This is a genomic window from Phaeacidiphilus oryzae TH49, assembly GCF_000744815.1.
GTDB lineage: Bacteria > Actinomycetota > Actinomycetes > Streptomycetales > Streptomycetaceae > Phaeacidiphilus > Phaeacidiphilus oryzae.
This window is the reverse complement of record NZ_JQMQ01000006.1, coordinates 1-26,031: the sequence shown is the minus strand read 5'-3', so window position 1 is coordinate 26,031 and position 26,031 is coordinate 1. Positions and strand designations below refer to the sequence as shown.

Below are 26,031 nucleotides of genomic sequence, written 5' to 3'. Positions count from 1 at the left end.
CAGGGCAGCACCAGGCACAGCAGAACCAGCAGCACCTTGAACACGATCGCCTCCTCCTGTGCGGACTCCGGTGGCCGCGGGTTCCCCGCGTGCCGGAACAGCTTCTCCCCGGACCCCGTCCGCTCAATCAGCGGCGGCCCCGAACAGCGCAACGCGGGGCGCCGGCCCGGGGCGGGAGCGGGCCCGGGGCGGGGGCGGCTCAGAATGCCGTGCGGCGGCCGGCCCGCGCCGGGGGCTCCTGGAGTTTCCGCAGCCCCTGGGCGAAGGCCTGGGCGGCGGCCAGGTCCCCGGCGTGCGGACGGTCCTTGTGGAGGCCGCCGAACGGCTTGAAGGGGGCCCAGGTGTCGAAGCCGCGGCAGGTGAAGGCGTCCAGCACGGGGAGGCCCTTCGCCTCCACCCTCCGGGTCAGCCGCCGCACGTACCGGACCGGGCGGGGTTCCGGCAGGCCGCTGGTGGCCAGGAGGAAGGCGCGGGTCGACCGGCCCTCCGGCGCGTGCGGGAGCGCGTCCACGAAGTCCCGCAGCCGCCGGTGGAAGTTCATCTGGAAGATCCCGGAGCCGAACCCCACCAGGTCGTAGCCGGCGAGCGCGGCCGGGTCGAGCTCGGCGGGGTCGACCACGGGCGCGTCCAGCACCTCGCCCATGGCCTGGGCGACCCGCCTGGTGTTGCCGTGGGATTCCGAGACGCAGACGATGACGGCCTTCATCGGTGACGCTCCCTCAGGTGGAGATCGTTCTGACCTTGCCCAGGGAGGACATCACAGCAGCGGGAAATGTGACATGCCCCGGTCGGTGGGTGTTCGGTTCAGGGCTTCGCCGACGGCCCCCGCGCCGCCCGGTCCACCGCCGTCCAGGCCAGGGCCACCGCCCCGTCCAGCAGCGCCCGCCGGGCCGCCTGGCCGACGCAGAAGGCGGCGAACTCGCGCTGGTGGTTGGTGGCCGGCAGGGAGCCGATACCGATGTACGGGTGGATGGCGGGCACCACCTGCGAGACGTTGCCCATGTCCGTCGAGGCGCGGTTCATCCGCGCGGCGGTCTCCGCCGGGGCGAACCGCCGGCCGAGGGCGACGGCGTTCGCCCGGTAGTCCGCGAGGGCGGTCTCGTCGGCCCGGAACTCCGCGTACGGCTTGCTCTCCGGTTCGACGTCCAGCTCGCAGCCGGTGGCCAGGGCGCCGGCCTCGAAGGCGCGCAGTACCCGTGGTTCCAGCCGCTCCAGCTCGGCCAGCGTCTCCGCGCGGACGTACCAGCGGCCCTCGGCCCGCTCCGGGATGGCGTTCGGGGCGTCGCCCGCGTGGGTGACGATGCCGTGGACGCGGGTGGTGGGCGGCAGTTGCTGGCGGAGCAGGCCGATCGCGACCTGCGCCACGGTGAACGCGTCGGCGGCGTTGACGCCGGCCTCCGGGTAGGCGGCGGCGTGCGCGGACCTGCCGGTGTAGGAGATCCGCGAGTGGCTCACCGCGAACGGCCGGGCCTCGGCGACGTCCACCGGCGCCGGGTGGACCATCATGGCCAGGTCGGCCCCGGTGAAGGCGCCGCGGTCGAGCATCTCGATCTTGCCGCCGCCGCCCTCCTCCGCGGGGGTGCCGTAGACCTCCACGGTGATCCCGGCCTCGTCGGCGACGGCGGCCAGGCCGAGGGCGGCGCCGACCGCGCTTGCCGCGATCAGGTCGTGCCCGCAGGCGTGCCCGAGGCCCGGCAGCGCGTCGTACTCGGCGCACAGCGCGATGCGGACGGGGCCCTGGCCGAAGCGCGCATGGAAGGCCGTGTCCAGGCCGAGGTAGCGCGGGGTCACCGCGAAGCCCGCCGGTCGAGGAGTTCGGGGACCGCGGCCGCGGCCCGGTGCTCCTCCCAGGCGGTCTCCGGGTCGGCGTGCAGCCGCTCGGACAGTGCGATCAGCTCCTCCGCGTGCCGCTCGACCCGCGCACGGGCGGCCGCCTTCCGTCCGTCCAGCGCCCCGGTCCGCGCGCCGTCCATGGAGCCGGGCATCACAGGTCCCCCGGTACGCCGTAGGAGGGTGAGCCCGCCGGGTCGAGGCCGCGGCGGACGTAGTCGTCGCGCTGCGGCAGCCAGACCTCCAGCAGCTCCGCGAGGCGGTCGACCGGGTCGTCGGCCCAGTCCACCCGCAGGTCGCTGACCCGCCAGTCCACGTCGGCGACCACCGCAAGGCCGGCCGAGCGCACCGGGCCCTCCTCGCCCCCGGCCGCCACGCCGGCCCGCAGGGCGTGGAGGAGACGCTCCTCCAACTCCCGGCCGGCCGTGGCGGCGTAGGCGTCCACCAGCACCTGGGGGATGTGCGGACCGGCCAAGAGGTTGCCGGCGCCGACCACGCCCTCGCCGGTCGCGGTCGCATGGGTGCCCAGGGTCCGGGCGCCGCTGAAGGCGAAGCCGGGGCCGGTCCGGCCGAGCACGGTGAGCTGCCGGTACTCGATGTCCTGCGCGGACGAGGCGACCTCGGAGAGCGCCCGCTCGGCGTCGCCGTGGGCGGCGAGCCGGTCCAGCAGCCGGGTGCCCAGCCGGGGATCGGTGATGTTCTGCGAGGAGGCGACGCCGACCCCGGGGCGCAGGTGCGCCACCCGGGCCAGGACGGCGGGGCTGGAGGAGCCGGCGGCGATGCCGAACCGGTCCCCGTCCCGGGCGATCAGCGAGAGGGTCATCGGGCCTCCCCGGGGATGACCGCGACCGCGTCGATCTCGCACAGCCACTCCGGCCGGGCCAGGGCGGAGACCACCAGCCCGGTCGAGATCGGGTGGACGCCCTTGGTCCAGCGGCCGACGGTGCGGTAGACGGCCTCGCGGTAGCGCGGGTCGACCAGGTAGACGGTCAGCTTGACCAGGTGCTCCATCCTGGCGCCGGCCTCTTCCAGCAGCATGGCGATATTGGCCATCGCCTGCTCGGCCTGGGCCTCCGGGTCGCCGATGCCGACCGACTCACTGGTGTCCAGGTTCTGCCCGATCTGGCCCCGGACGTAGACCGTGTTCCCGGCGACCACGGCCTGGCACAGGTCGTTGTCGAGGTTCTGTTCCGGGTAGGTGTCCCGGGTGTTGAACGGCCTGATCCTGGTGTGGCCGCCGGCGGTGATCGGGTCTGTGCTCATGGTCCGCTCTCCTCGTGGATGGGGTCAGTGCTGTGCGTCGTCGGCCGGCGCCGGGGCGGTCCGGTCGGCGCCGTCGAAGGCGAGGTAGGAACGCCGGGTGGCGATGTGGTCGGCGATGTGCCGGGCATCGTGCCAGACGCCCCAGATGAAGCTCGATCCGCGACGGGAGAGCCAGGGGAGGCCGAGGAAGTAGACGCCCTCTTCAGCGGCGATACCGCGCTTGTGCACCGGGCGGCCTCGCTCGTCGAAGGTGTCGGCCTCCAGCCAGCCGTAGTCGGCGGAGTAGCCGGTGGCCCAGACGATCGTGGAGACGCCGGCCTCGGCGAGGTCGAGTTCGAGGCGGGGCGCGGTGGCCGACTCCGGCAGCGGGCCGAGGCGGTGCGCCTCCGGCTCCTCGGGGAGGTCGAGGCCGTTGCGCCGGACATACGCGTCGGCCTGCCGGAGCACCGCGAGGTACTTCTCGTCGCCGGCCCGGATGTTGGCCGCGAGGTCGCAGGCGAAGCCGAGGACGCCGTCCCGGTGGGAGGCGGTCATCCCGAGCAACTCGACGCCGTCCTCGGCCAGTCGGCGGAAGTCCACGGTGTGGCCGCCGCGGGCGCCGCTGACCGCGATGCTGACGTGTTCGGCGCCCTGCGGCGGCGTCTCCATGTCCCAGAGCCCGAGGACGCCGAGCCACCAGCAGAAGTCCCGTCCGCGGTATCGGCGGGGCGGACGGTCGTGGGCGCCGACGGAGAGGAACACCCGGCGCCCGGAGCGGCGGAGCTCGTCGGCGATCTGCACGCCGGAGGAGCCGGCGCCGACCACCAGCACGGCGCCGTCCGGGAGTTGGGCCGGATTGCGGTATCCGCTGGAGTGCAGCTGGAGGGGACCGGCGTCCTCGGGGACGATGGGCGGGATGACCGGCCGCTGGAACGGGCCGGTGGCGGCGACCACGAACCGCGCGTCGATGGCGCCCTCGGAGGTCTCGACCCGGAAGCCGGGGCGGCCCTCGTGCCGCCGCGCCGAGGTCACCTCCACCCCGGTGCGGACGGGCGCCCCGAACTTCTCGGCGTACGCGGCGAAGTACTCCGCGACCTGCTCCTTGGTGGCGAAGGCGTCCGGGTCCACGCCGGCGAACTCCATGTTCGGGAAGCGGTCGTGCCAGGCCGGCCCGTTGGCGACCAGGGAGTCCCAGCGCTCCGAGCGCCACCGCTCGGCGATCCGGTGCCGCTCCAGGACCACGTGCGGGACGCCGGCGGCCGTCAGGTGCTCGCTCATCGCGATGCCCGCCTGGCCCGCCCCGACCACGACCACGTCTGTCTCTTCGTTCGGCATCCCCATCTCCTATCCGGCGGAGACGCTTCCGGTGTGACAGGTCGACCGTGTCTCCGCACGGCAGAATCGTCGGGCCGAGCGGAGACTCTTGTCCAACACATCTTTCGGGCCTAATGGCCCAGTTTTTCAGATACAGGCAGGTGAGAGGCGCTGGATGCGGTCCCGAGCAGCCTGCGGGCGAGCTCGGTGAAGGCCTGCGCCCTGCGGGTCGGCCGGACGCCGCGCGGGCGGGCGAGGACCACCGGCAGTGGGGGCAGCGGGTCCAGCAGGGGCACCGGCACGGCCCGCCCGCCGTCGTAGGTGGTGTCGCTGACCGGGCGCTGGTTGAGGATCGAGTACCCCTGGCCCGCGGCCACCAGCGCGCGCACGGTCTCGAAGGTGGTGCTGCGGTACGCGGGCCGCATGGCGAGGCCGGCCGCCGCGAACAGCTCGGTGAAGTACTCCCGGCTGTGCGGCAGGTCGTAGAGGACGAAGGGGTCCTCGGCGAGCTCCTCGATGCGCACGCCCCTGCTCCCGGCGAGGCGATGGCCCGGCGGCACCAGCGCGTACGGCGCGGCCTCCGCGATCTGCTCGGTGAGCAGCGAATCGGCCAGGTCCATGCGGTACATCAGGGCGATCTCGCAGCGCCCGTCCAGCAGGGCGGCCTGCAGTTCCTCGGTCTCGCCCTCCACCGCCTGCAGCCGCACGCCGGGGTGGCGGGCGGTGAACTCGGCGAAGAGCCGCGGCAGTACGAACGGCGAGAGGGAGAGGAAGCAGCCGACGGAGAGCTCGCCGGCGAGGGCGGCGCCCAGCCCCTGGGCCGTCTCCACCAGTTCGTCGGCGTGCGCCAGGAGGTTCCTGGACTCCTGGAGGAAGCGGGCGCCTGCGGCGGTCAGCGAGAGGCCCTTGGCGTGGTGCCGGATCAGCAGCTGGACGCCGAGCGCCCGCTCCAGCTGGGCCACGGCGGTGGAGACGGCGGACTGCGACACCAGGAGGCGCCGGGCCGCGGAGGTCATGCTTCCGGTCTCCGCGGCGGCCGCGAAGTAGCGCAGCTGGACCAGGGTGAAGGCCGAGTCGCCGGGCATGGAACCCCTCTTCGGATAGGGCATCGATTTTTCCGATCTATATCCACAATATTATGCGATTGACTGTTAGTGGTGGCTGGATCAGGGTGTTCTTCCAACACACCTGGCGTGGTAGCAGAGAGGGGCCCGGCATGGACACCGCTCCACCGGCACCGACCGTCGAAGTGCGGACCATCGACCAGATCCCGGAGGACGAACGGCACGGCCGGGCCCGCGATCTCTTCACCATCTGGTTCGGCTCCAACATCATGGTGCTCACCGTGGTCACCGGGGCACTGGCCACCACGGTGTACGGACTGCCGCTGTGGTGGGCACTGGCCGGGATCGTCGTCGGCAACGCCGTCGGCGGGGTCTTCATGGCCCTCCACTCCGCGCAGGGGCCCCAACTCGGCGTCCCGCAGATGGTCCAGACGCGGGGTCAGTTCGGCGTCCGGGGCGCCCTGCTGGTGGTCGTGCTGGTCATCGTGATGTACACCGGCTACTTCGCCTCGAACCTGGTACTCGGCGGGCAGTCGCTGCACATCGTGGCGCCGGGGATCTCGGTCGCCGGCGGGATCGTCATCGTGGGGCTGGTGAGCGTGGCGGCCACGATCTTCGGCTACAAGCTGATCCACGCCTACAGCAAGGTCATGACCATCGCCGCGGGCCTGGCGCTGCTGCTGGCCTTCTGCTGGATCCTCTTCGAGCACGGCCTGCCCGCCGGCACCCTCAGCCACGGGGCGCTGACCGCCACCGGGCTCCTCGGCACCGTCTCGGCCTCGGCGCTGTGGCAGATCGCCTACGCGCCCTATGTCTCGGACTACTCCCGCTACATGCCCAAGGGCACCGGCAGCCGGCCGGCCTTCTGGGCCACCTACGGCGGCTGCGTCCTCGGTTCGGTGCTGCCGATGCTCCTCGGCGCGCTCACCGGTGCGGCCGTCGGCGGGGACGACCCGGTCGGCGGCCTCTCCGCGCTCACCCCGGGGATCAGCACACTGATCCTGATCGTCTTCTCGATCGGCATCGCCAACACCAACGCGATGAACCTCTACTGCGGGGTCCTGTGCGTGATCACTGTGGGGCAGACCGTGCGGCGCAGCTGGGTGCCGCGCGCCGGCGCGCGGGCGGTGATCGCGATCGTCGTCTTCCTCGTGGCGCTGCTGCTGGCCATCGCCGGCAAGGACAACTTCCTGGTCTTCTACGAGAACTTCATCGCGCTGCTGCTCTATGTGCTGACTCCGTGGACCGCCGTCAACCTGGTGGACTACTACCTGGTCCGGCACGGGGAGTACGACGTCCGGTCCTTCTTCAGCGCCGACGGCGGGGTCTACGGGCGGTACAACGCGGCGGCCATCGTCGCCTATCTGGTCGGCATCGTGGTGCAGGTGCCGTTCTTCTCCAGCGCGCTGTTCACCGGGCCGGTGGCGCACATGCTGAACGGCGCGGACATCTCCTGGATCGTCGGCCTGATCGTCACCTGCCCCTTCTACTACGTCGCCGCCCGGCGGGCGGGGCGGCGCTCCCCGGCGCCCGCCGAGGCGGCATTGGCCGCCGACGCCTCCACCCCGGCCGGGTGAGCGGCGCCGGCGGCGGACGGACGCTCGGACCGGGCCTGGCCGAGGGCCCGGCGAAACCCGCAACCGAGAGGGACCAGAGGGAGACGACATGCGAGGACTGACGGGGAAGACCGCCTTCGTGACCGGTGCCGGCTCGGGCATCGGGCAGGCCTGCGCGCTGCGCCTGGCCGAGGAGGGCGCCCGGGTCGCGGCGGTGGACATCCGGCTCCCGGCCGCCGAGGAGACCGCCAAGAGGATCGAGGCGTCCGGCGGCACCGCGGTCGCGGTGGAGTGCGACGTGTCCTCGGGGCGGCAGGTGGCCGCCGCCGTGTCCAGGACCGTCGAGGCGCTAGGCGCCCTGCACGTCATCGTCAACGCGGCCGGGATCCTGGCCGCCGAGGGGGACGTCGTCGCCTGCTCGGAGGACGACTGGGACCGGGTGATGGGCGTCAACGTCAAGAGCATGTATCTGATCGGCAAGCACGGCGTCCCGGAGATCCTGCGGGCGGGCGGCGGCTCGATCGTCAACATCGCCTCCGTCTTCGGCTTCACCGCGCTGCCGGACGAGTGCGCCTACGACGCGTCGAAGGGGGCAGTGCTCAACCTCACCCGGCAGATGGCCGTCCAGTACGCGAAGCAGGGGATCCGGGTGAACGCCCTCTGCCCCTCCGACTGCGACACCCCGCTGCTGGACGCGCTGCTCGCCGGGGGCGATGTGGAGGCGGAGAAGGCCGAGCTGGCGAAGCCGATCCCGATGGGGCGGCTGGCCAGGCCGGAGGAGATCGCCTCCGGGGTGGCCTTCCTGGCCTCGGACGACGCGGCCTTCGTCACCGGTGTCGCACTGCCTGTGGACGGGGGGTTCCTCATTCGGTAGGGCGGTGGGGAGTTTCGGTGCGGTGGCGGGCTGTGGTGGGGGGTGGGGCGGTGCTTCGATGCGGGGCACGGCCGGTCAGGAGTCGGCGATGTCGCTGAGCAGTGCCGCGGCCCGGGCCAGCACCGCGCGGTCCTCGGCGCTGAGGGCGTTCAGCCGTGCGTCCAGCCAGGCGTGGCGCTGGGCCCGGGCGGCGCCCGCGAGTTCGTCGCCGGCCGGGGTGGCGGCGAAGAGCACGCGGCGGCCGTCGTCCGGGTCGGGGGCGCGCAGGGCATAGCCGGCCGAGGTGAGGCGGTTGACGGTCTGGCTCATGGAGGCGGGGGAGACCCGGTCCTGCCGGCTGAGCTCGGTCAGGCTCTGCGGCCCGTGCTTGTGGAGGCGGGTCAGCACCTCCAGCGCCACGTCCCCCAGGCCGCCCGCGGGCCGCTCACTGCGGAAGCGGCGGTAGAGGCGGCCCACGGCCGAGCGCAGCTGGGCGCCGAGGTCGGCTCCGGCCGGCTGGGGGGCGGTTGCGTGGTTCTCCATGGCTCATTAGTATACCTAAAAAGATCTTTCGTGTACCTAAGCGATGAGCCCCTCTGTCAGGGAGAGCTGAAGCATGCCCGCGAATCCCCTCGGCGTCCTGCTGCGCAATCGGCGCGCCGGGCAGCAAAGCCTCCAGTGGGCCCGCCCCGAACTGCGGGCGCCGGAGAACTTCACGCTGACCAGCCCGGCCTTCGAGCATCAGGCCCCGATCCCGGAGAAGTACCGGGGGAGGATGTTCGGCCCGAACATCTCGCCCGCGCTGGAGTGGACCACGCCGCCGGCCGGCACCGCAGAACTGGTGCTGATCGCGGAGGACCCGGATGTGCCGCTCGGCAAGCCGGCCCTCCACGCGCTCACCCTGGGCATCGACTCCGCGCTGCCCGGGCTTCCGGAGAACGCCCTCGCCGAGCCCAGCCCGGTGCCGGGCCTCCGCCACGGAAAGGGCGCCCTCGGCCGCCGCGGCTGGGCGGGGCCGCTGCCGATCCGCTCACACGGGCCGCACGCCTACGTCTTCCAGCTCTTCGCCCTCGACCGGACCTCCGAGCTCCCGGCCGGGGCCACCCTCGGCCAGGTGACGGCGGCCATGGCCGGGCACCTCCTCGGGCGGGCGCGGCTGGACGGCAGCTACGAGATCCGGTAGCCCGCCGTTCGGCGCCGGTGGTTCGTCGCCAGGCGCCCTGGGCCGCGGGGCTAGGATCGTCATATGGTCATTGAAAGCGAAACGACTCCGCCCGCCGAGCCCCCGCGGATCGAGGTCCTCACGCCCCGCCAGGTGCCCCTCGGCGGGCCGCGGGCGATGACCGTACGCCGCACTCTGCCGCAGCGGAGCCGATCGCTGATCGGTGCCTGGTGCTTCGCCGATCACTACGGACCGGACGACGTGGCCGCGACGGGCGGAATGGACGTGGCGCCGCACCCCCACACCGGGCTGCAGACCGTGAGCTGGCTCTTCACCGGGGAGATCGAGCACCGCGACAGCATGGGCAACCACGCCTACGTGCGCCCGGGCGAGCTGAACCTGATGACCGGCGGCCACGGCATCGCCCACTCCGAGGTCTCGACCGAGCGGACCACCGTGCTGCACGGCGTACAGCTCTGGGTCGCGCTGCCCGAGGAGCACCGGCGGACCGGGCGCGACTTCCAGCACTACGTACCCGAGCCGGTGCGGGTGGAGGGCGCGGAACTCCGGGTCTTCCTCGGCTCGCTGGCCGGTGCGCACTCACCGGTGCGGGCCTTCAGCCCGCTGCTCGGCGCCGAGATCACCCTCGAACCGGGCGCCTCGGTGGAGCTGGCGGTGGACCCGGCCTTCGAGCACGGGCTGCTGGTGGACCAGGGCACCGTCGTCCTCGCCGAAACCCCGTTGAAGCCGGGGGAGTTGGGCTACGCCGCCCCCGGCCGCGCGAGCCTCGCCGTGGTGAACCCCTCGGGCGCGACGGCCCGGGCCGTCCTCCTCGGCGGAACCCCGTTCGGCGAGGAGATCGTCATGTGGTGGAACTTCGTCGCCCGATCGAACGAGGAGATCCTGCAAGCCCGCCGGGACTGGATGGAGGGCGACCGCTTCGGTGTGGTGCACGGCTACGACGGGGATCGGCTGCTTGCGCCGGAGCTGCCCAAGGTGGGCCTGAAGCCCCGGAAGTAGCGGCGTTGGCCTGGTCTTCGCTGTCTGAGTCAGGGCTTGCGGGCGAGACCGGCGGCGATGAGCCGTTCCCATACCCCCAACTCGCCTGCGGGGGCTCCGATCAGGGCCGACTCATGGGGTTCGGATGCGTCCGGGCGCCACAGCGCGGCCGGGACGATCCCCGGCTCCAGCAGCTCCAGGTCGCCGAAGAGAGCCCCGATCTCCTCGTCCGTGCGCCAGCGGCCGCGGCCGAAGGTGTCCAGGAGTTTTCCCTGGGCGGCGCGGGTCTCCTCGTTGTGTCCGGAGCGGAAGTGGGAGATGAAGACGTGGCTTCCGCTGGGTACCTGGTCCGCCCAGTAGCGCACCACCCCGATCGGGTCCTCGTCGTCGTTGAGGTGGTGGAGGATCGCGCTGAGGATGATCCCGACCGGCTGCCGGAAGTCGATGAGCCGCTGGGTCTCCGGGTGGCGGCGGATGTCCTCGGGGCGGCGGACGTCCGCCTGGATCACGGAGGTGGTGGAGTTCTCGGCGAGGAGCGCCCGGCCGTGGCTCAGCACGATCGGGTCCGAGTCGACGTAGATCACGGCCGAACCGGGCTGGTGGCGCTGGGCGACCTGATGGACGTTGTCCGCGGTGGGCAGTCCGCTGCCCAGGTCGATGAACTGCCGGATGCCGGATTCGGCGATCTCCCGCACCGCGCGGACCAGTGCCTGGCGGTTGGTGTGCGCGATGGCGACCGAGCCGGGCAGGTTGACCTTGAAGTGGTCGCCGATCTGCCGGTCGACGGCGTAGTTGTCCTTGCCGTCCAGAAGGTAGTCGTAGACCCGCGCGATACTCGGCTTGCGCTGGCTCTCCTCGATCTCCGCGAAGCCGTCCGGCATCGTCAACTCCCCAACTCCTCGGCCCTGAACGCGTGTGAGTGCCATCGTAGGGGTCCGGGGCGCCGCCTGTCCGCGCGGAGCTGCGCTGGTGGGCACCGGCCGGGAAGTCGTGATCGCTGAGGATGGTGAGCACAGGGCGTCAGGGCGCGGCGCTGGGCGCGGGGGAGCGGGGTGTGGCGCGTCCGGGCCGGCTGCTTCGCCGCCCCGGACGATGGTGGGGCCGAGTGCCCCGTTCGCCCCGTTCGCCCCGCCTGCCCCCCGCCGCAGCCGGTGCGCGTACCGACTCTCAACCCAGTGCGCCATCCGGTGCGGGTGCGGGTTCGGGTACAGGTGCCGGGCCCGGTTGGTGTGTCGGGGCGGTCGTGCGGGCGGGGCGGGAGGCCGCTCGGTCGGCGCGCAGCCGGCGCAGGGCGGTGAGGTGGAGGGCGAAGGCCGTCGGGACGGCCAGGGTGGGCACCAGAACGAGCGGCATCGCCGTGATGGGCTGCATGGTCGGTGAAAGAACCAGCAGGCCGGACACGACGCCCATGACGAGCGCGATGACGAGGTCTGCGAGGCCCAGCAGATGGAAGGTCACGGCCCGCCGATGGAGCCGGTCGGTCGCGGGAGCATGCCGCAGCGCACGGACCGCGAGGGGCGCCGCGAGTCCTACCGCGATGTCGCCTATCCCTGCGGGTAGGGCGAAGGCGGCGGGCAGTCTGCCGATCGCCAGCGCGATGAGCAGAACGACGCCCATCACGCGGACGCTCTGCGGCCGAGTCAGCCGCGCCACGGCGTCCGGCGAGGCGAGGGCCCGGCGCACCACGGGAAGGCCAGTGGCCGCGAGGAGGATCGTCAGGTAGCCGGCGAAGGCCGCGATCAGTCCGATGCTCAGGTTCGAGGAGCCGATGGCTTGGTACGCGTGGGCGTCGGCGAGCAGCCAGTCGCCGGCGAACCAGGCCGCGGAGAGCGCGACGACGCTCCAGGCGACGATCGGGGCGCGGCGCAGTGCGAGGGCCGTCGAAGCGATGAACAGGGCGGCGCCGGCGATCGTCAGCAGCCAGACGTAGAAGGGAAGTTGGGCCATCACGTACCTCCAGGGAGCGCGTCGGCCTCGGATAACTACCTATCCTTTAGATAGTCTCTTTGAGATAGGAAAAGTCAAGGGGTACCGTCGCCGCATGGCGAGCGAGAGTCGTACGTACGGCCATTTCTGTCTACTGGCCCGGGCTTTGGAGCAGGTGGGCGACAGATGGTCGCTGCTGGTGGTGCGGGATCTCCTCAGTGGACGGAAGCGGTTCACCGACCTCGCCGACCGGCTGGGCGGGATCACGCCAAAGGTGCTGACCCGGCGCCTGCGTGACCTGCAGGAGGCGGACATCGTGCGCGCCGACCGGATCAGCGGGCGCCGTGAGGTGTGGTACGAACTCACCGAAGCGGGGGAGGAGTTGCGCCCGGTGCTGGACGCTCTGGCCGGCTGGAGCCTGCGCCACGCCTGGCGGCCCCCGCAGCCCGGCGAGCCGTTGCACATCGAGCACCTCCTCGGGGCCTGCGTGCAGGCGATCAGACAGGGCGCCGAGCACACCGGCGCCGAGCACACCGGCGCCGACCGCGAGCCGGTCGGCTGGCGGTTCGACTTCGGATCGCACGGCGCCTACCTGATCCACGGCGTACCGGAGGACCTACGCCTCACCGCGGAGCCACCAGCCGCGAGCGGAGCCGCCCGCATCAGCGCGGCCGGCGCGGCGGCACCTGCGGTCGACGTCACGGTGAGCGGGCCGGCCGGCGCCTGGGCCGCCTTCGCGACTGAGCCGAGCGAATCCCGCGCGGCCGAACTAGGCTTCACTCTCACCGGGACCTCCGCCGCGCGCGCCCGCTTCCTCCATCTGCTCGGCCTCTTCCCCCGGTCGCTCCCCCCGCGCGAGTCGGCCGAGCCACTCCGGAAACAGGAACGGGCAGAGCAGCCCAGCCGCGCTGACCACACGTCCGGCCCCGGTTGGGCGGGCGGCGGCTGACGGCCCCGGGACAGGATGCCGGAACCAACCTCCGAGAGCCGTACGGCAACGATGGCCGGGCGAGCGTGCGGTCGCGGCGGAGCCGCCGAGCGGCGCAACGCCATCCTCGGGGGGCGTCGGTCCTGGCCTATGTGCGCTTCAGGGTCCGCGGGCACTGCCCGCAGACCGGCGCCCGGGGTATGACGAGTTCAGCCTGCTTCCGGGCGTCTCACCACGTCGAGGGGAGAACACCGGGCGGGCGCGGAGCTCGGCCGCGGCCTCATCTGACACTCGCGGCCCAGACGTCCCCGTCAGACGGTGATCGCCAGCTTGCCCTGCACGCCGCCGGCGGCCAGCACCTCGTGTGCCCTGGACAGCCTTTCCAGCGGGAACACCTGCTGCAGGTGCACCCGAAGTCTCCCCGCCTCGACCAGCTGGGTCAGTGCCTCCAGGCCGGCCGGGTCCGGCTCCACGCCCACCGCCGCGAAGCGCACGCCGGACCGCTTCGCCAGCTCCGGCAGGGTGGTACTGAGCCGCTCCACCGCCGTCACCAGCGTGCCGCCCTGTCGCAGCACGCCGAAGGAAGGCTCGGCGTTCCCGCCGCCAAGGGTTTCCAGCACCACGTCAACCGGGGTGTCCCGGAGTACCTCGGCGTAGTCCTGGGTCCGGTAGTCGACCAGCTGGTCCGCGCCCAACTCGCGCAGGAAGTCGTGCTTGGCCGCGCTCGCCGTGCCGATCACTTCTGCGCCGAGGTGCTTGGCCAGCTGTACCGCGACGTGTCCGAGCCCGCCGCCCGCACCGTGGATCAGTACCCGTTGCCCCGGCCGCAGCTGCGCGATCTCCACCAGTGCATGCCAGGCGGTCAGGCCGACCAGTGGCAGTGCCGCGGCCTCCTCGTGGCTGATTCCTGCGGGCTTGCGAGCCAACTGCCGTGCGGGGGCCACCAGGTACTCGGCGTTCGCTCCGGCCGCGGCCGGGAAGTACGGCATCCCGTAGACCTCGTCGCCGACCTCGAACCGGTGCACACCCGGATCGACCTGCTCTACCACCCCCGAGACGTCCCAGCCCAGGACGAAGGGCGGCTCGCCCAGCAGCGGGAAGGCGCCGGAGCGGACGAACAGTTCCACGGGGTTGACGCTGGTCGCTCTCACCCGGACCAGCACCTGCGTCGGTCCGGGTGCCGGCTTGGGCACGTCGTCGACGAGTTCCAGCACCTCGGGGCCACCGAAGGTCTTCTGGGTGATCGCACGCATGGTCATGTACTCCTGTGCGGGGATTCGTTGTGGACGTCCCCATCCTCGGCAGCGCGGTACCCGTTGAACAGAAGGCACTTGAAAGGTATATAGGTACCTCATGGGTACTACTGACAACCTGCGCTTCTACGGCGGCGCGGATGCCTATCTCGCTGCCTGCCCCTCGCGCCAGATCCTGGACGTCCTCGCCAACAAGTGGACCATGCTGGTCATGGGCGCACTGTCCGGCGGCCCGATGCGCTTCGGCGAGCTGCGGCGGCGCCTCGACGGCATCACACAGAAGATGCTCACCCAGACCCTCCGCATCCTGGAGCGGCACGGGCTCGTCGTCCGCACCGTCTACCCGACCATTCCGCCAAAGGTCGAGTACGCGGCCACCGGGCTGGGCGAGGGCGTCACTGCGCTGATGCATGCGATCCGGGCCTGGTCCGAGGAGAACATCGATGCCGTGCTGGACGCCCGAGACGCCTATGACGCGCGGGCGGCCCAGGAGGTACAGCCCGTCACCGCCTGATCGCGTCCGCTTGGCACCATCTGTCCCTTGAGAGCTTCTGGCACGAGTGCCGTTGATCGGGTGTCGGCGCGCGTCGCCGACTACTCTCCCTACCCGTGTGGATGTGTGAGAAAGCCGGAATGCCGTCTCAGCGCACCCTGCTTCCCCGTTCGGCGCCCGCAGACTCGGGGATCTCGTCCCGTGCGATCGCCGCGATGCTGGACAGGCTCGAGGCGCGATCGGGCGAAAGCCACTCCCTGATGGTCGTCCACCGCGGTCATGTGGTGGCCGAAGGCTGGTGGGCGCCCTACTCGGCCGACCGCCCGCACCTCCTCTACTCGCTGACCAAGTCGTTCGCCTCGACCGCCGTGGGGCTCGCGATCGGCGACGGGCTGCTCTCGCTGCACGACCGCGTGGTGGACGTGCTGCCCGACCGCGTCCCGGCCGACGTCTCGGACCAGGGACGCCGGATCACCGTTCACCACCTGTTGTCCATGACCTCCGGGCACCCCGTCGACAGCCTCGCCGAGGCCTGGGAGCGGCAGCCCGATGACCTGGTGAAGGGGTTCCTGAGCCTGCCGTTCGCCGCCACCGAGGGGACCCGGCACGTCTACGACAACGCGACCACCTACATCCTGGCCCGCATGGTGGAGCGTGTGACGGGCCGCGGTCTACCGGAGTTCCTCGACGCGCGTCTGTTCTCGCCGATGGGCATCGACCATGCCGAGTGGGACCGGGTGGGCAGTGGCGCCGCCTTCGGATTCCACGGACTGCACCTGACGACCGAGTCCGTCGCCGCCTTCGGCGAGCTGCTGCGGCGCGGAGGCCGGTGGGGCGACCAACAGCTCGTCCCTCGCGATTGGGTGGAGTCGGCGACCCGTCGGCACATCGACAGCGAGTGGATCCTGGACGGAGCGGAGCAGGCGGACTTCTCCTACGGCTACGGCTACCAGTTCTGGATGTCGCGTCACGGCTACCACGGCCATGGCTCCTATGGGCAGCAGTGCCTGGTGATCCCCTCCCACGACCTCGTCGTCGCGGCCACCGCCCAGGGAGAGTCCCAAGACCTGTTCGACGCTGTGTGGGAGTGCCTGCTGCCCGGCGTGGGCCACGCGGCGAGCACTGAGGAGGACGCGATCCTCGCCGACCGACTGCGGCGGCTGTCGCTGCCGCCGGTGCGGGGTTCAGCCCTCCCGGGGCGTGCGGTCAGGGCGACACTCGACGCCTCGGTCGAGGGGTCGGCCCTGCCGGACGGCACGACGGTCACCGTCGAACCCGTCGACGGCGGATGGCTCGTGCGCTTCGGGTCGCTCCTCGGTGGCGGTGGCGGTGGCGATGGCGATGTCGATGGCCATGTCGAGGTCGGCCACGGCGACTGGCGGGAGTGCGCCCCGCTGGGCCGGCCGATCGTCGCGGCCGGAGCCTGGCAGGGCGGCACCTACGTCGCCGATCTCTACGTCATCACCACCCCGCACCGCGTGCGGCTGGTCGTCGACGCCGAGGCCGGAACGGCGACGGCGACCTGGAGCACCCCGCCGCTGACCGGTCCCAGCCTGGAACTGCATCTGCGGTCGCCGCTGATGACGCGACCTGACGTTGCGTAGGGCGGGGGGCCGATGGTGGCCCAAGGTGGGGTTTCCGGGCGTGGGTGCGCCGAACATCCTCCTCCCCTCCCGGCCGCTTGAGGTGCGAGTTCAACGGCGCAGCGCGGTCTCCCGCTCCAGGTGCGACAACTTCTCGGGATTGCGCACGAAATACAGCCCGGTGATCAGGGCGTCCTCGGTCCGTACCGCCAGGACGCCCTCGACCTGCCCGCCGATCCGCATGATCAGCGCTGGGCGTCCGTTGACCTGCGCCGACTCCACCGACACGGTGCCCGCGATCCTCCCCAGGCCCGCCGTCAACAAGGCAGCGACCGGAGCGGCCCCCACGATCGGCTCCAGGGCCGCCTGGACGACTCCGCCGCCGTCGCTCAGGAACACCACGTCCGGGGCGAGTTGATCGAGCAGACTCTGCAGGTCCCCCGTTTCGACCGCTCGTCGGAAGGCCAGCAGCGCCGCGCGGTTCTGGGCCTGGGACACGGCGGCGCGCGGCCGCCGCGCGGCGACGTGGTTCCGGGCCCGGCGCGCGATCTGCCGGACCGCGACCGCGTTCTTGCCGACGGCCTCGGCGATCTCGTCGTAGTCCAGACCGAACACATCCCGCAGCACGAACACCGCGCGCTCGGTCGGCGTCAGCGTCTCCATCACCAGCAGCATCGCCATCGACACGCCCTCGGCCAGCTCGACGTCCTCGGCCACGTCCGGCGCGGTCAACAGCGGTTCGGGCAGCCAGGGGCCGACATAGGACTCCCTGCGCCGGCGTAGGGCGCGCAGCCGCATCAGCGCCTGGCGGGTGGTGACCCGGACCAGATACGCGCGCGGGTCCTGCACGCCGTCCTGGTCGACCTTCACCCACCGCATCCAGGTCTCCTGAAGGACGTCCTCGGCGTCGGCGGCCGAACCGAGCATCTCGTAGGCGACGGTGAACAGCAGGTTCCGGTGGGCGACGAACGACGCGGTCGCCCGGTCGACACGACCGCCTTCCCCCTGCGGCTCCTCGCTCTCCGTGGTGCGGTCCCCGTGCTCGTTCATCCCCGGCTCCATCCGTCCCGGACCTTCCTGGTGCCGCACACGAGATGCCGGCCCCGCGGATCGCGTGACAGCCGCCGCCAGTGACATGGATCACATGGCTGTGCTGTCACGGCGCTCGGGCCGTCGGCATCTCCTGGTCGATTGCGGCAACCACCACACACCAGGAGCACCCATCATGACCGCTCGTTTGAATCTGCTCGGCGACCCGGACACGACCGCGGCCAAAGCCGCTGCCCGGTTCGGTGCGGCGAGCAGGACGATCCTTCAGGAGTCGACCCTGCCGGCGGCGACCCAGAAGCTGGTGCTGCTGCGCGCCAGCCAGATCAACGGCGACGCCTACGCCACCGACGTGTGGGCCAAGAACGCCGCGGCCGCCGGGGAGGACGCCACCCGCCTCAGCCTGGTCGCGGCCTGGCGCGAGTCCACGGTCTTCACCGACGCTGAGCGCGCCGCCCTGGAGCTCGCGGAGCAGGGCACTGACATCGCCTACGCCGCCGGCGGCGTCAGCGACGAGGCCTGGACGGACGCTGTCAAGCACTACGACCAGGGCCAACTCTCCGACCTGGTGATGCTCATCGCCCTGATCAACGCGACCAACAGGATGAGCGTCATCGTCCGGCAGCGCGGCGGTGACTACGAGCCCGGCCACCTCGGCTAGCGGTCTAGCCGGCGGCCCCCGGGGCGCGCGGGACCTTCCTGCGCCGAATGGTCGTCAAGGCTCGCGGCTCGGACCGCTCCCGACGCCCCCTGTCAGGCCGCGGTCCCGGGAAAGGCGGCGGCGTTGCGTGCGCACCAGTCCGCGAAGGTCTTCGGTTCGCGTCCCAGCAGGTGCTGCACGGTGTCGCTGCGTACTCCCACGGTGTCCTGGCGCATCAGCGTCAGTCCCTCCACCAGGGCCTCGGCCAGCATCGGCGGTGCTCCGTCGGGATAACGGAACCGAACGGCCTCGGCCGGGGTGGCCACCGGCCGTACCTCTATCTCGCGGCCGATCGCCTCGGCCAGGATCCGGACCTGCTCGGCGACGGTGAAGCTCTCGCCGCCGGTCAGCAGGTACACCTGTCCTTCGTGGCCGTCCTCGGTGAGTGCGAGGGCGGCGACGGCGGCGATGTCGGCCGGGTCGATCGGCGCCGCACGTCCGGGCCCGACCGGGTCAAGGACATAGCCCTCGGTGCGAAGGGTGGGCAGCCAGTCGAAGGCATTGGTCATGAAGCCGGTCGGCCGCAGGATGGTGGCGGGAATGCCGCAGTCGCGGATCAGCCGCTCCCGTTCGTGGTGCCAGCGGCCCATTGCGGGGAGCGGGTCGCCGATGACGGCGTACGAGGACACATACACGATGCGCCGCACCCCGGCTGCCACAGCAGCGGCGAGGACGTTCTCCGTGTGCTCCAGACCAGTGCCCGGGACCAGCAGGAACAGGCTCTGGACTCCGTCGAGGGCGGCAGTGAGCGTCGCGGGCTCGCCCAAGTCGCCGACGACACGCTCTGCGGACGCCGGCAGGCCGGCCGCACGTGCCCGGTCACGCAGCAGGACGCGAAAGCGTGCGCCCTTCGCGTCCAGTTCGCGGACTAGTTCGCGGCCGATGTGCCCGGTGGCACCGGTGACCAGTAAAATGATGACCTCCAGAACGTTTACCGGTTTACGAGTCGCCAGGACGTTAACCGGTAAACGAAAAGCCTGTCAACCGGCGCCGGGCGACCACGTCGCCCGGCGACCCAACAACCCCGGAGGCCCTTGGTGCCAGAATTCCTCGACCTGCACGGCAGGACGACGAAGGCGATCCGAGCGGCGGCCGACGCCGCGATACGACGTCATGGGCTGCGCCTTGGACAGGACCACCTGCTGGCAGCGCTCTGGGAAGAAGACGGCCGCACCCCCGGGGAGATCGCGGCCGCCACGAACGTCACGACACCCGCCGTCACCAAGGTCAGCGCCCGCATGGTCGAGGCCGGACTGATCACCCGGCGTCGCGACGAGCGGGACAACCGCCTCGTACGGCTCTACCTCACCGACGCCGGACGCGCACTGCGCGAACCGGTGGAGACCGAACGGCGACTGCTGGAGGAAACGATCACCGCAGGCCTCACCGCGGCCGAACGCAAACACCTCATGAGCGCGCTGGCAAAGATCCACCGGTCCGCCAGCGAGCTGCTGGACGCAGAGCCGAGCTGAGAGCCCTTCCGGAGGCCGGCCACTTCGCGGGCCGGGCCGATCTCAGCTCTGAGCCCGCGCTGCTTGTCGGATGTCTGCCTTCCCGAGACCGCCGGGCGGGAAGACTGCGGCGGCGATCCGAAGCCGAGGCGGCAGGGAGCCCCAGAGCTGATCGAGAAGACCGCTGCGGTTCTCGGCGGCGACGCGGACCTCGGTGAACGGGTCACCCGTAGCGATCTCATGTCCGTCCGAGCGATATGTCGTCATCAGTACCCCCTCGCCCGGCTCCAGATCGCTGACCTGCAACGTCAGCCGGTTGGTAGCGGTGCGTCCGCCACTGCTGCGCCGAGCCGCGCCGAGCCAGGCCCGCCCGCGGACTCGGCCGTCGGCGACGAGCAGGGCTTCGTCCCGTGAGGAAGTAGCCGCCGAGCGTGGCGCCGTCGCCGGTGCGGCACCACAGCACCCCGCGCCCGGGGTAGTGGTTCCCCGCCAGGACGTTGTTCAGCTCGTTCACCGACCCCAGCCCCCTCCGATTCCATGGCGTCGTCGCCTCGCGAGAAGCCGTTGACGATATTCAACCCGATCGGGCGAGGACGACGGCCGACCCCACCGGTTCCGTCCGATCGGGGCCGGCGTCATCGCTGAGCTCCGCGCCGGAGCGCGGCCGGCTGCTCTGCTGAAGGCGAAGCGGCGAGTACGAGGCGCCGGCGATGCCTAGCTTGGGCCTATGGAGATCGTTGAGCTGTTGCCGGAGCTGCATCTGCTCCGCTTCGAGGTGGTGCAGGCGTATCTGTGGCGGGATGCGGATGGGCTCACGTTGATCGACTCTGGGGTCGCGGGGGCCGGCCCGGCAGTCGCCGACGCCATTCGGAGCGTCGGCGCGAAGCTCGGGGACCTGCGGCGTGTCGTCCTCACCCACTTTCATGAGGACCATGCCGGCGGTGCCGCCGAGATCGCCGCGTGGGGTGGGGTCGAGGTGTTCGCGCCGCGACTGGACGCGGGGGTGATCCGTGGGACGTCGCCGGCTCCGTCACCGGTCTTCACCGACGCTCCGGACTGGGAACGGTCCTTGTTCGAGAGCAAGCGGGAACTGCCCCCGGCGCCGCCGGTGGCAGTGGACCACGAGGTCGGTGACCGGGATGTGCTTCCCTTCGGAGGCGGGGCTCGGGTGGTGGCCGCGCCGGGGCACACGCCGGGCAGTGCCGCGTTTCATCTCCCCGCCTCCGGCGTGCTCTTCCTGGGCGACGCCGCGGCGAACGTGGGAGGCAGGACCATGGTCGGCGTGTTCAACGTGGACCGGTCCCGTGCGTTGCAGTCGTTGCGGGCCCTGAGCCGGCTGGAGGCGGAGGTCGCCTGCTTCGGACACGGTGAGCCGATCCTCGGATCGGCTTCGGCGGCTCTCCGTGCTGCGGCGGCTTCTTCGAACGGCGGTTGAGGGCGCGACGGGCGGGATGGCGGGCCACCGCCACCGCCGCCGCGCCCGCGCCGCGCCACACGCCCGCGAGCGGGCGTGACGGCTCGTCAGATCGTCAGAACGGCGTCAGACCGGATCGCCGGGGCCGCGAACGGGGATGGTGGTGTCGAAGTCCCCGCCCACCCTCAGCGGCAGCGGCAGGCCGTACTCGCCCGCCGCGGCCATCTGCTGGAGCGCCTCCACCCGGTCCACCGAGTCCGGCCAGTCCGACTTCCGGCCCGGGGTCTTCGGGTTCTTCAGGTGGGCGATCCGCACCTGCTGGAAGTCGGCGAGCCAGGTCTTCTCGTTCACCCCGGAGGCCGGGCTGCCGCCCGCCTTCCGGTCGGTCTCGGCGACCAGCACCAGCAGGCCGTCCGGGCTGTCCGGGGCGCCGTCCGGGCCCATCTCCACCGCGGTGTCGAAGAAGTCGGCAGCGCCCAGTGCGGTCTTCAGCCCGACCTTGTCCGCCTCGGCCAGTGCCGGGGCGAGGTAGTAAAGGTGTGCCTGGTCGAACTGGGCCTGGATGAACTTCGGGTTCTCGGCCGCACTCTTCCAGGCGGCGGGAAAGCCGCCGAGCCCGGTGTGGGCGTCGGAGCCGGCGTCGGCCAGCTTCCTGAGTGCGGGGAGGTACTTGGCCAGCGGATTGTTCGGGACGAGCTTGTCGTAGGAGGTGACCAGCCGGACGTCGTCCTGGGTCTGGGTGCAGAAGCCGATGTAGCCGGCGGTGTACCCGCAGCCGTCGTGGTAGTCCTGGATGTCGGCGAAGCCGGAGGTGAGGTCGCCGTTCTCGAAGACGTTGGTGATCTCGTCGATCGCGTAGCGCTGGTCGTCGTCGAGGGTGGGGCCGGCGGCCTGCCAGACGCTTGCGCGGGGCGCGGCGCCGGCGGCGTGCGCCGGCGCCGGGAGGGCGGCGGCTAATGCGGCGCAGCCGGCCACCGCGGCGGCGCCCAGGGCGAGTCCCGTGGGTGATCGCATGTGGGGATGCCTCTCACGAGAGAACGGATTGTGGTTAGGAAGCTTTCCTTCTTGTTCTCTCGTCGTCAACGGCTAGGGCGACGGTGGCCGTGACGGGATCGCGCTCCGGCCCCAGCGGCCGCGTGGCTCAGGCGTTCCTGATCGCCGAGATGTCGAAGGTGAGCTTGATCTTGTCGGAGACCAGGACGCCGCCGGTCTCCAGCGCCGCGTTCCAGCTGAGGCCCCACTCGGAACGGTTGATGGTGGCCGTGCCCTCGAAGCCGACGCGCTCGTTGCCGAACGGGTCCTTGGCCGCGCCGCTGTACTCCAGGTCGATGCTGATCGGCTTGGTGGTGCCGAGGATCGAGAGGTCGCCGGTGATCCGGTAGTCCTCCCCGCCGAGGGATTCGGCGGAGGTGGAGCGGAAGGTCATGGTGGGGAACTCGTCGATCTTGAAGAAGTCGGCGCTCTTGAGGTGGCCGTCACGGTCCGGACTGCCGGTCTCGATGCTCGCCATCTGCACGTCGAAGGAGGCGGTGGACTTGGACGGGTCGGTGCCGTCCAGGTGCAGCGTGCCGGTGAAGTCCGTGAAGCTGCCCTTCACGTTGGTGACCATGGCGTGCCGCGCGACGAAGCCCAGCGTGGTGTGGCTCGGGTCGACCGTGTAGTCGCCGGTCAGCGCGGACAGGTCGGGGCCGGCTGCGGCGGGGGTGCTCGCGGTGGCGGTGGTCTGGTTCTTGCGACCGAAGATGCCCATGGTGTGCTCCTTGGCAATCGATTGTTGAAGTATCAACCTGTTTCCACCGTAGCGCGGAAAGGTTGAAAATTCAATGGAAGACGGGCTCCGAGGATGCCGGAGTCCGGTCCGGATGACAGGGGAGTGAAGATCGGCGGGAGGTCCCGGCGGCCGAGCCGACGGTTCAGCGCGATTCAGCGCCGTCGCGCGGCCTCGGCGCACGGTACGCAGGTGCGAGCCGTCGGGCGCACCTCAAGGCGAGCCGCCGGGATCGGTTCGCCGCACACCTCGCAGCGGCCGTAGTCCTCGCGCTCCACCCGTTCCAGCGCCAGATCCAGGTCCGCCAGGTGTTCGCGCGCCTCGGCCAGCAGGGAGGCGACATGGGCGCGCTCGAAGGCGGTGCTCGACCCCTCGGGGTCGTGCTCGTCGTCCGTCGCGACCAGGGCGTTGGCCTCGACGATTCCCTCGTACTCGCGCTGGAGGGCGCGGATGCGCTCGCCCGTACTCTCCCGCTCGGCCGCCAGCAGCGCACGGACGCGCGCGGCCGCCGCCGCCGAAGCGGAGACGCCGCCCTCGCCCTTGCCCTCGCCCTCGCCCGGGAACGCAGCCATGTCGACTCCGACGCCGGGCGGGCGGTCGTTATTCCCGAATTCCGCCGGCCGAGCGGCGGCGGGAGGACGAGGACGCGGAAGACCGTGCGACCACCAGCATCCCCGTCCTCGGACGGCGCTCGGGTACCTTCGACTCCCCTTCCCACCCCAGCCGCCGCCGCCTGCTCGGTCTGCTCGGCGCGGCCGGCGCCGGCGCCGCGCTCAGCACCGGGCTCTCCGGTACGGCGCTCGCGGCCACGGCCACGGCGGCCGCGGCGCCGTCGCCGGCCGGCGGACTGCGCTGGCCGCAGGGCCAGGCGCTGCCCTCGTTCGCCGCGCCCGCGGCCCTGGACGTGGTCGATCTGACCACCGCGAGCACCGCCGATCAGCTGCTGTTCGCGACGCTGCAGGGGGTGGTGAACCGCGCTCGGCCCCGGATCGCCCTGCTGCGGCCCGCCGACGAGGGGGAGACCACCTGGCTGGACGGCATCGGCGTGCCCAGCCGCACGGTCGGCGACCCACGGTCACTGCTGGCGAAGTACCGCGCGGAGATCCGCGGCCTCATCGTGACCGATCCGGCCCAGCCGGCCACCGTCAACCTGGCCACCACCCTGGCCGGGCTGCGCGACGCGGTGGCGGTCTCGCCGGAACAGCTCCCGGCACTGACCGCCGCGCCCTACCGGCTGGAGGTACTGGAGGACCTGCGTGGCCGCTTCACCGACGAACTGGCCGCCTACCGCTGGGCGGTGGACGAGCTGTGGCCGCGGACCAGCCACCGCCTGCTGGTCGGGCTCGACCCCACCATCGGGGCCTACCTCCGCGACTACGCGGTGGCCACCAGAGCCCTGGTGCTCTGGATCCACCCCGACCAGGCGGACTCCCGGGCGCTGGGCGACCAGGTGATGTCGCAGATGGCGCCCGGCTCCCCGTACCTCGGATGGTGGCCGGCGGGGGTCGGCGGCGAGAGCGACGGCACCGAACTCACGTCGCAGCACGGGCTCGTGGTGCTGGCCGCGGACTGGTCGCAGAACCTCACCGTCTTCGGGGGAGTGCCGGCCGGGCTCTCGGCACGGCAGCCCGCCCTGCCGACCCCGCGCCTGGAGAACCGGATCTACGTCACCTTCACCATGACCGAGGGCGACAACCTCCAGTACGGCCAGCACCGGATGCGGAAGATCTGGGACGACCCGGCGCGCGGCAGCGTGCCGATCAACTGGACCACCAACCCGCTGCTCGCCGACGCCGCTCCGGCTTTCCTCTCCTACTACCAGCGCACCGGCACCGCCTGGGACTACCTGATGGCCGGCCCCTCGGGCGCCGGCTACGCGTACCCGACGCCCTGGCCGGACGACAGCTTCCCGGTCTACTCGCAGCTCTCCGCCCGCTATATGCGCCGCACCGGGCTGGACAGCGCGGTGATCCTCAACCGGGTCTCCGGGGCGGACGTCCCGCTGCCCGACGCCAAGGCGCTCCAGTACCTGGCCGACATCCGGCCGCTGGGGCTCCTCCAGCACTGGACCGACTACACCCGGACCACCGCGCTGGAGGGCCGGGTGCCGCTGTCGGTCAGCCGGCTCACCAGCTCGGTGCAGGAGGCGAAGGACGCGATAGCGCAGGAGTCCGCCGGGTGGGACGGATCCGCCCCGCTCTTCCTGTCCATCGGAACCCTGGCCTGGAACCTGGTGCCGGCCGACGTCGCGACGATCGCCGGCTCGCTGGACACCCGGTACCGGGTGGTCCGCGGCGACCAGTACTTCCGGCTGGCACGCCGGGCGCTGGGCCTCCCGCCGGCCTGAGGGGGAGCGGGCTTCCCGGGCGGCGAGGGCGCGGCCACCGCCGGATAATCGATCGTGTGGATGCTCGATCGGCTGCCTGCGGGCCGCCGAAGAGATGGGAAAGGGGAGATCGAAATGATCATCCTCGGGCTCCTGCTCATCGCCGCCGCCGCGGTCTTCGGCATCGATCTGCTCATCGAGAACAGTTCCGCGAGGATCTCCCCGGCGCCCACGATCTTCGGACAGAGTCTGGGGGTCACCAGTGGCTGGGTCCTCTTCGTGATCGGTGCCCTCGTCGGGGCGGCGATCCTGCTGGGACTGGCGATGCTGGTCGGCTCCGCCCGCCGCAAGACGCGGCGGGCCGCCGAGCACCGGCGCCAGCGCGACCGCCTGGAGGCCGAGCGCGACCGGCTCGCCGACGAGCGCGACGCCCTGGTGGGCCGCACCCAGCCCAGCCCGCAGGCGCAGGGGCGGGAGGACGCCCTCAAGGGCACCCGCCGCGGGATCCTCCACCGCCGGCACTGAGCCCTCTGGCCTCGCCTCCGACGCGCCCGCCGGCACGGTGAGACGCCGTCCGGCGGAGCGGGTCGGGGGCCGACGCCGCGGGTGTCCCGGGGCGGGGCTCCGGGCGGGGCCTCAGCGGGGCCCTCAGCGGTCGAGCATCCCCTTGGCGCGGTCCGCGAGGCCCTCGGCCTTCTCCTTGGCCTGGTCGGTCGCGTCCTGCGCCTTGTCGCCGAGCCGGCCCGCCTTCGCCTCGGCCTGGTCGCCCTGGCCCTCGCCCCGCATCCGCTCGTCCCCCTTGAGCTCACCGGCCTTCTCCTTGGCCTTGCCGAGAGCCTCGTCCGCCTTGCGCTGCATGTCGTCGGTGCCCATGGCCACCCTTTCGGTGCGTTTCCCGGCGGCCCTCGCCGGGATCGCTGTCCAGCCTGGGCGGACGGGCCGGGTCGCGCATGTCGAGAGGGGCGGCTCACCCGTTCGGCGGGCAGGCCGGGGGACGGCGCCCGTCAGTCGTTGACCACCCGGTAGATCCCGTAGACCACGCCGGGCACATGGCCGCAGAGCTGGAGGAGGAAGGCCCACAGCACCCGCAGACTCGGCCCCTCCTTGATCAGCACTGCCAGC

At 71.9% G+C, this 26,031-nt stretch carries 30 protein-coding genes; 12 read left to right on the top strand and 18 right to left on the bottom strand.

Annotated elements, in window-relative coordinates; translation table 11 throughout:
* Window positions 1–199: 199 nt before the first annotated feature.
* The 7 genes from BS73_RS34285 to BS73_RS34260 form a co-directional block, all read right to left on the bottom strand.
* On the bottom strand, window positions 200–706 hold the full coding sequence (locus BS73_RS34285; RefSeq protein ID WP_051938932.1) for a flavodoxin family protein: 507 nt from the start codon (window positions 704–706) through the stop codon (window positions 200–202).
* 98 nt (window positions 707–804) lie between these two features.
* Entirely contained in the window at window positions 805–1,791 is a 987-nt protein-coding gene (locus tag BS73_RS34280; RefSeq protein ID WP_322987320.1) for an amidohydrolase, read from the bottom strand.
* Window positions 1,788–1,985, bottom strand: coding sequence for a hypothetical protein (locus BS73_RS40820; RefSeq protein WP_322987319.1), 198 nt, complete (start codon window positions 1,983–1,985; stop codon window positions 1,788–1,790). The genes BS73_RS34280 and BS73_RS40820 overlap by 4 nt, the downstream gene beginning before the upstream one ends.
* Window positions 1,985–2,653: a DUF1028 domain-containing protein gene (locus BS73_RS34275; RefSeq protein ID WP_037568343.1), complete on the bottom strand. Its 669-nt coding sequence runs from the start codon at window positions 2,651–2,653 to the stop codon at window positions 1,985–1,987. Before BS73_RS34275 ends, BS73_RS40820 begins: the two co-directional genes overlap by 1 nt.
* Window positions 2,650–3,093 (bottom strand): RidA family protein, encoded by a 444-nt coding sequence (locus BS73_RS34270; protein ID WP_037568342.1) that lies wholly within the window; start codon window positions 3,091–3,093, stop codon window positions 2,650–2,652. The genes BS73_RS34275 and BS73_RS34270 overlap by 4 nt, the downstream gene beginning before the upstream one ends.
* A 24-nt stretch (window positions 3,094–3,117) precedes the next feature.
* Window positions 3,118–4,407, bottom strand: a complete 1,290-nt coding sequence (locus BS73_RS34265) for a flavin-containing monooxygenase (protein WP_037568341.1) — start codon at window positions 4,405–4,407, stop codon at window positions 3,118–3,120.
* A gap of 110 nt (window positions 4,408–4,517) precedes the next feature.
* Window positions 4,518–5,471 (bottom strand): LysR family transcriptional regulator, encoded by a 954-nt coding sequence (locus BS73_RS34260; protein ID WP_051938927.1) that lies wholly within the window; start codon window positions 5,469–5,471, stop codon window positions 4,518–4,520.
* A gap of 131 nt (window positions 5,472–5,602) precedes the next feature.
* On the opposite strand from BS73_RS34260, the gene BS73_RS34255 reads away from it, so the two are divergent.
* Window positions 5,603–7,027, top strand: coding sequence for a purine-cytosine permease family protein (locus tag BS73_RS34255; protein ID WP_037568339.1), 1,425 nt, complete (start codon window positions 5,603–5,605; stop codon window positions 7,025–7,027).
* A gap of 88 nt (window positions 7,028–7,115) precedes the next feature.
* Window positions 7,116–7,880: an SDR family NAD(P)-dependent oxidoreductase gene (locus BS73_RS34250; RefSeq protein WP_037582482.1), complete on the top strand. Its 765-nt coding sequence runs from the start codon at window positions 7,116–7,118 to the stop codon at window positions 7,878–7,880.
* A gap of 75 nt (window positions 7,881–7,955) precedes the next feature.
* On the opposite strand, the gene BS73_RS34245 is transcribed toward BS73_RS34250, so the two are convergent.
* The gene (locus BS73_RS34245) at window positions 7,956–8,402 is read right to left on the bottom strand and encodes a MarR family winged helix-turn-helix transcriptional regulator (RefSeq protein WP_037568338.1); all 447 of its coding nucleotides are present in this window, start codon (window positions 8,400–8,402) and stop codon (window positions 7,956–7,958) included.
* Between the two features lie 73 nt (window positions 8,403–8,475).
* Here BS73_RS34245 and BS73_RS34240 point away from each other — a divergent pair, with 73 nt between their 5' ends.
* The gene (locus BS73_RS34240) at window positions 8,476–9,042 is read left to right on the top strand and encodes a YbhB/YbcL family Raf kinase inhibitor-like protein (protein ID WP_037568347.1); all 567 of its coding nucleotides are present in this window, start codon (window positions 8,476–8,478) and stop codon (window positions 9,040–9,042) included.
* 63 nt (window positions 9,043–9,105) lie between these two features.
* Window positions 9,106–10,041: a pirin family protein gene (locus BS73_RS34235; protein ID WP_051938921.1), complete on the top strand. Its 936-nt coding sequence runs from the start codon at window positions 9,106–9,108 to the stop codon at window positions 10,039–10,041.
* 29 nt (window positions 10,042–10,070) lie between these two features.
* Here the strand turns inward: BS73_RS34235 and BS73_RS34230 are convergent, their stop codons facing one another.
* The gene (locus BS73_RS34230; protein ID WP_037568337.1) at window positions 10,071–10,901 is read right to left on the bottom strand and encodes an SAM-dependent methyltransferase; all 831 of its coding nucleotides are present in this window, start codon (window positions 10,899–10,901) and stop codon (window positions 10,071–10,073) included.
* 286 nt (window positions 10,902–11,187) lie between these two features.
* Window positions 11,188–11,967: a hypothetical protein gene (locus tag BS73_RS34225; RefSeq protein ID WP_037582481.1), complete on the bottom strand. Its 780-nt coding sequence runs from the start codon at window positions 11,965–11,967 to the stop codon at window positions 11,188–11,190.
* Window positions 11,968–12,061: 94 nt separating this feature from the next.
* On the opposite strand from BS73_RS34225, the gene BS73_RS35405 reads away from it, so the two are divergent.
* A complete protein-coding gene (locus BS73_RS35405; RefSeq protein WP_084705018.1) occupies window positions 12,062–12,895 on the top strand; it encodes a winged helix-turn-helix transcriptional regulator in 834 nt (277 codons plus the stop codon).
* Window positions 12,896–13,185: 290 nt separating this feature from the next.
* Here the strand turns inward: BS73_RS35405 and BS73_RS34215 are convergent, their stop codons facing one another.
* Complete coding sequence (locus tag BS73_RS34215; RefSeq protein WP_037582488.1) at window positions 13,186–14,127, bottom strand: NADP-dependent oxidoreductase; 942 nt, start codon at window positions 14,125–14,127, stop codon at window positions 13,186–13,188.
* A 100-nt stretch (window positions 14,128–14,227) separates the two neighbouring features.
* On the opposite strand from BS73_RS34215, the gene BS73_RS34210 reads away from it, so the two are divergent.
* Both BS73_RS34210 and BS73_RS34205 read left to right on the top strand, forming a co-directional pair.
* Entirely contained in the window at window positions 14,228–14,641 is a 414-nt protein-coding gene (locus BS73_RS34210; RefSeq protein ID WP_051941652.1) for a winged helix-turn-helix transcriptional regulator, read from the top strand.
* 119 nt (window positions 14,642–14,760) lie between these two features.
* Window positions 14,761–16,224: a serine hydrolase domain-containing protein gene (locus tag BS73_RS34205; protein ID WP_200886856.1), complete on the top strand. Its 1,464-nt coding sequence runs from the start codon at window positions 14,761–14,763 to the stop codon at window positions 16,222–16,224.
* Window positions 16,225–16,314: 90 nt separating this feature from the next.
* Here BS73_RS34205 and BS73_RS34200 read toward each other — a convergent pair whose 3' ends face one another.
* Entirely contained in the window at window positions 16,315–17,253 is a 939-nt protein-coding gene (locus BS73_RS34200) for an RNA polymerase sigma-70 factor (protein WP_037582485.1), read from the bottom strand.
* Window positions 17,254–17,428: 175 nt separating this feature from the next.
* Here BS73_RS34200 and BS73_RS34195 point away from each other — a divergent pair, with 175 nt between their 5' ends.
* Window positions 17,429–17,911: a carboxymuconolactone decarboxylase family protein gene (locus BS73_RS34195; protein ID WP_037582480.1), complete on the top strand. Its 483-nt coding sequence runs from the start codon at window positions 17,429–17,431 to the stop codon at window positions 17,909–17,911.
* A gap of 92 nt (window positions 17,912–18,003) precedes the next feature.
* On the opposite strand, the gene BS73_RS34190 is transcribed toward BS73_RS34195, so the two are convergent.
* Window positions 18,004–18,858 carry an NAD(P)H-binding protein gene (locus BS73_RS34190; protein ID WP_265736896.1) on the bottom strand — a complete coding sequence of 285 codons (855 nt, stop codon included), beginning with the start codon at window positions 18,856–18,858 and terminating at the stop codon, window positions 18,004–18,006.
* Window positions 18,859–18,987: 129 nt separating this feature from the next.
* On the opposite strand from BS73_RS34190, the gene BS73_RS34185 reads away from it, so the two are divergent.
* Together BS73_RS34185 and BS73_RS34180 are read left to right on the top strand one after the other, a co-directional pair.
* The gene (locus BS73_RS34185) at window positions 18,988–19,422 is read left to right on the top strand and encodes a MarR family winged helix-turn-helix transcriptional regulator (RefSeq protein WP_037582478.1); all 435 of its coding nucleotides are present in this window, start codon (window positions 18,988–18,990) and stop codon (window positions 19,420–19,422) included.
* 706 nt (window positions 19,423–20,128) lie between these two features.
* The gene (locus tag BS73_RS34180; RefSeq protein WP_037582477.1) at window positions 20,129–20,836 is read left to right on the top strand and encodes an MBL fold metallo-hydrolase; all 708 of its coding nucleotides are present in this window, start codon (window positions 20,129–20,131) and stop codon (window positions 20,834–20,836) included.
* A 105-nt stretch (window positions 20,837–20,941) separates the two neighbouring features.
* Here BS73_RS34180 and BS73_RS34175 read toward each other — a convergent pair whose 3' ends face one another.
* The 3 genes from BS73_RS34175 to BS73_RS34165 form a co-directional block, all read right to left on the bottom strand.
* Window positions 20,942–21,829: a chitosanase gene (locus tag BS73_RS34175; RefSeq protein ID WP_051941651.1), complete on the bottom strand. Its 888-nt coding sequence runs from the start codon at window positions 21,827–21,829 to the stop codon at window positions 20,942–20,944.
* Between the two features lie 127 nt (window positions 21,830–21,956).
* A complete protein-coding gene (locus BS73_RS34170) occupies window positions 21,957–22,565 on the bottom strand; it encodes a YceI family protein (protein ID WP_037582476.1) in 609 nt (202 codons plus the stop codon).
* Between the two features lie 173 nt (window positions 22,566–22,738).
* Complete coding sequence (locus BS73_RS34165; protein WP_084705016.1) at window positions 22,739–23,155, bottom strand: TraR/DksA family transcriptional regulator; 417 nt, start codon at window positions 23,153–23,155, stop codon at window positions 22,739–22,741.
* 332 nt (window positions 23,156–23,487) lie between these two features.
* On the opposite strand from BS73_RS34165, the gene BS73_RS34160 reads away from it, so the two are divergent.
* On the top strand, window positions 23,488–24,930 hold the full coding sequence (locus BS73_RS34160; RefSeq protein WP_051941650.1) for a GxGYxYP domain-containing protein: 1,443 nt from the start codon (window positions 23,488–23,490) through the stop codon (window positions 24,928–24,930).
* A 114-nt stretch (window positions 24,931–25,044) separates the two neighbouring features.
* Window positions 25,045–25,434 (top strand): hypothetical protein, encoded by a 390-nt coding sequence (locus BS73_RS34155; RefSeq protein WP_037569852.1) that lies wholly within the window; start codon window positions 25,045–25,047, stop codon window positions 25,432–25,434.
* A gap of 123 nt (window positions 25,435–25,557) precedes the next feature.
* Here BS73_RS34155 and BS73_RS34150 read toward each other — a convergent pair whose 3' ends face one another.
* Window positions 25,558–25,782: a CsbD family protein gene (locus BS73_RS34150; RefSeq protein WP_037568349.1), complete on the bottom strand. Its 225-nt coding sequence runs from the start codon at window positions 25,780–25,782 to the stop codon at window positions 25,558–25,560.
* A gap of 131 nt (window positions 25,783–25,913) precedes the next feature.
* Window positions 25,914–26,024 carry a YqaE/Pmp3 family membrane protein gene (locus BS73_RS41075; protein WP_407675154.1) on the bottom strand — a complete coding sequence of 37 codons (111 nt, stop codon included), beginning with the start codon at window positions 26,022–26,024 and terminating at the stop codon, window positions 25,914–25,916.
* Window positions 26,025–26,031 lie beyond the last annotated feature (7 nt).

Coding starts and splice junctions, on each gene's coding strand:
- BS73_RS34265 (WP_037568341.1), bottom strand. CDS start 4,407: ATGCCGAACGAAGAGACAGACGTGGTCGTGGTCGGGGCGGGCCAGGCG.
- BS73_RS34155 (WP_037569852.1), top strand. CDS start 25,045: ATGATCATCCTCGGGCTCCTGCTCATCGCCGCCGCCGCGGTCTTCGGC.
- BS73_RS34210 (WP_051941652.1), top strand. CDS start 14,228: ATGGGTACTACTGACAACCTGCGCTTCTACGGCGGCGCGGATGCCTAT.
- BS73_RS34170 (WP_037582476.1), bottom strand. CDS start 22,565: ATGGGCATCTTCGGTCGCAAGAACCAGACCACCGCCACCGCGAGCACC.
- BS73_RS34275 (WP_037568343.1), bottom strand. CDS start 2,653: ATGACCCTCTCGCTGATCGCCCGGGACGGGGACCGGTTCGGCATCGCC.
- BS73_RS34150 (WP_037568349.1), bottom strand. CDS start 25,782: ATGGGCACCGACGACATGCAGCGCAAGGCGGACGAGGCTCTCGGCAAG.
- BS73_RS34200 (WP_037582485.1), bottom strand. CDS start 17,253: ATGAACGAGCACGGGGACCGCACCACGGAGAGCGAGGAGCCGCAGGGG.
- BS73_RS35405 (WP_084705018.1), top strand. CDS start 12,062: ATGGCGAGCGAGAGTCGTACGTACGGCCATTTCTGTCTACTGGCCCGG.
- BS73_RS34230 (WP_037568337.1), bottom strand. CDS start 10,901: ATGCCGGACGGCTTCGCGGAGATCGAGGAGAGCCAGCGCAAGCCGAGT.
- BS73_RS34205 (WP_200886856.1), top strand. CDS start 14,761: ATGCCGTCTCAGCGCACCCTGCTTCCCCGTTCGGCGCCCGCAGACTCG.
- BS73_RS40820 (WP_322987319.1), bottom strand. CDS start 1,985: ATGCCCGGCTCCATGGACGGCGCGCGGACCGGGGCGCTGGACGGACGG.
- BS73_RS34240 (WP_037568347.1), top strand. CDS start 8,476: ATGCCCGCGAATCCCCTCGGCGTCCTGCTGCGCAATCGGCGCGCCGGG.
- BS73_RS34215 (WP_037582488.1), bottom strand. CDS start 14,127: ATGCGTGCGATCACCCAGAAGACCTTCGGTGGCCCCGAGGTGCTGGAA.
- BS73_RS34285 (WP_051938932.1), bottom strand. CDS start 706: ATGAAGGCCGTCATCGTCTGCGTCTCGGAATCCCACGGCAACACCAGG.
- BS73_RS34180 (WP_037582477.1), top strand. CDS start 20,129: ATGGAGATCGTTGAGCTGTTGCCGGAGCTGCATCTGCTCCGCTTCGAG.
- BS73_RS34165 (WP_084705016.1), bottom strand. CDS start 23,155: ATGGCTGCGTTCCCGGGCGAGGGCGAGGGCAAGGGCGAGGGCGGCGTC.
- BS73_RS34235 (WP_051938921.1), top strand. CDS start 9,106: ATGGTCATTGAAAGCGAAACGACTCCGCCCGCCGAGCCCCCGCGGATC.
- BS73_RS34175 (WP_051941651.1), bottom strand. CDS start 21,829: ATGCGATCACCCACGGGACTCGCCCTGGGCGCCGCCGCGGTGGCCGGC.
- BS73_RS34245 (WP_037568338.1), bottom strand. CDS start 8,402: ATGGAGAACCACGCAACCGCCCCCCAGCCGGCCGGAGCCGACCTCGGC.
- BS73_RS34225 (WP_037582481.1), bottom strand. CDS start 11,967: ATGGCCCAACTTCCCTTCTACGTCTGGCTGCTGACGATCGCCGGCGCC.
- BS73_RS34195 (WP_037582480.1), top strand. CDS start 17,429: ATGACCGCTCGTTTGAATCTGCTCGGCGACCCGGACACGACCGCGGCC.
- BS73_RS34260 (WP_051938927.1), bottom strand. CDS start 5,471: ATGCCCGGCGACTCGGCCTTCACCCTGGTCCAGCTGCGCTACTTCGCG.
- BS73_RS34255 (WP_037568339.1), top strand. CDS start 5,603: ATGGACACCGCTCCACCGGCACCGACCGTCGAAGTGCGGACCATCGAC.
- BS73_RS34250 (WP_037582482.1), top strand. CDS start 7,116: ATGCGAGGACTGACGGGGAAGACCGCCTTCGTGACCGGTGCCGGCTCG.
- BS73_RS34270 (WP_037568342.1), bottom strand. CDS start 3,093: ATGAGCACAGACCCGATCACCGCCGGCGGCCACACCAGGATCAGGCCG.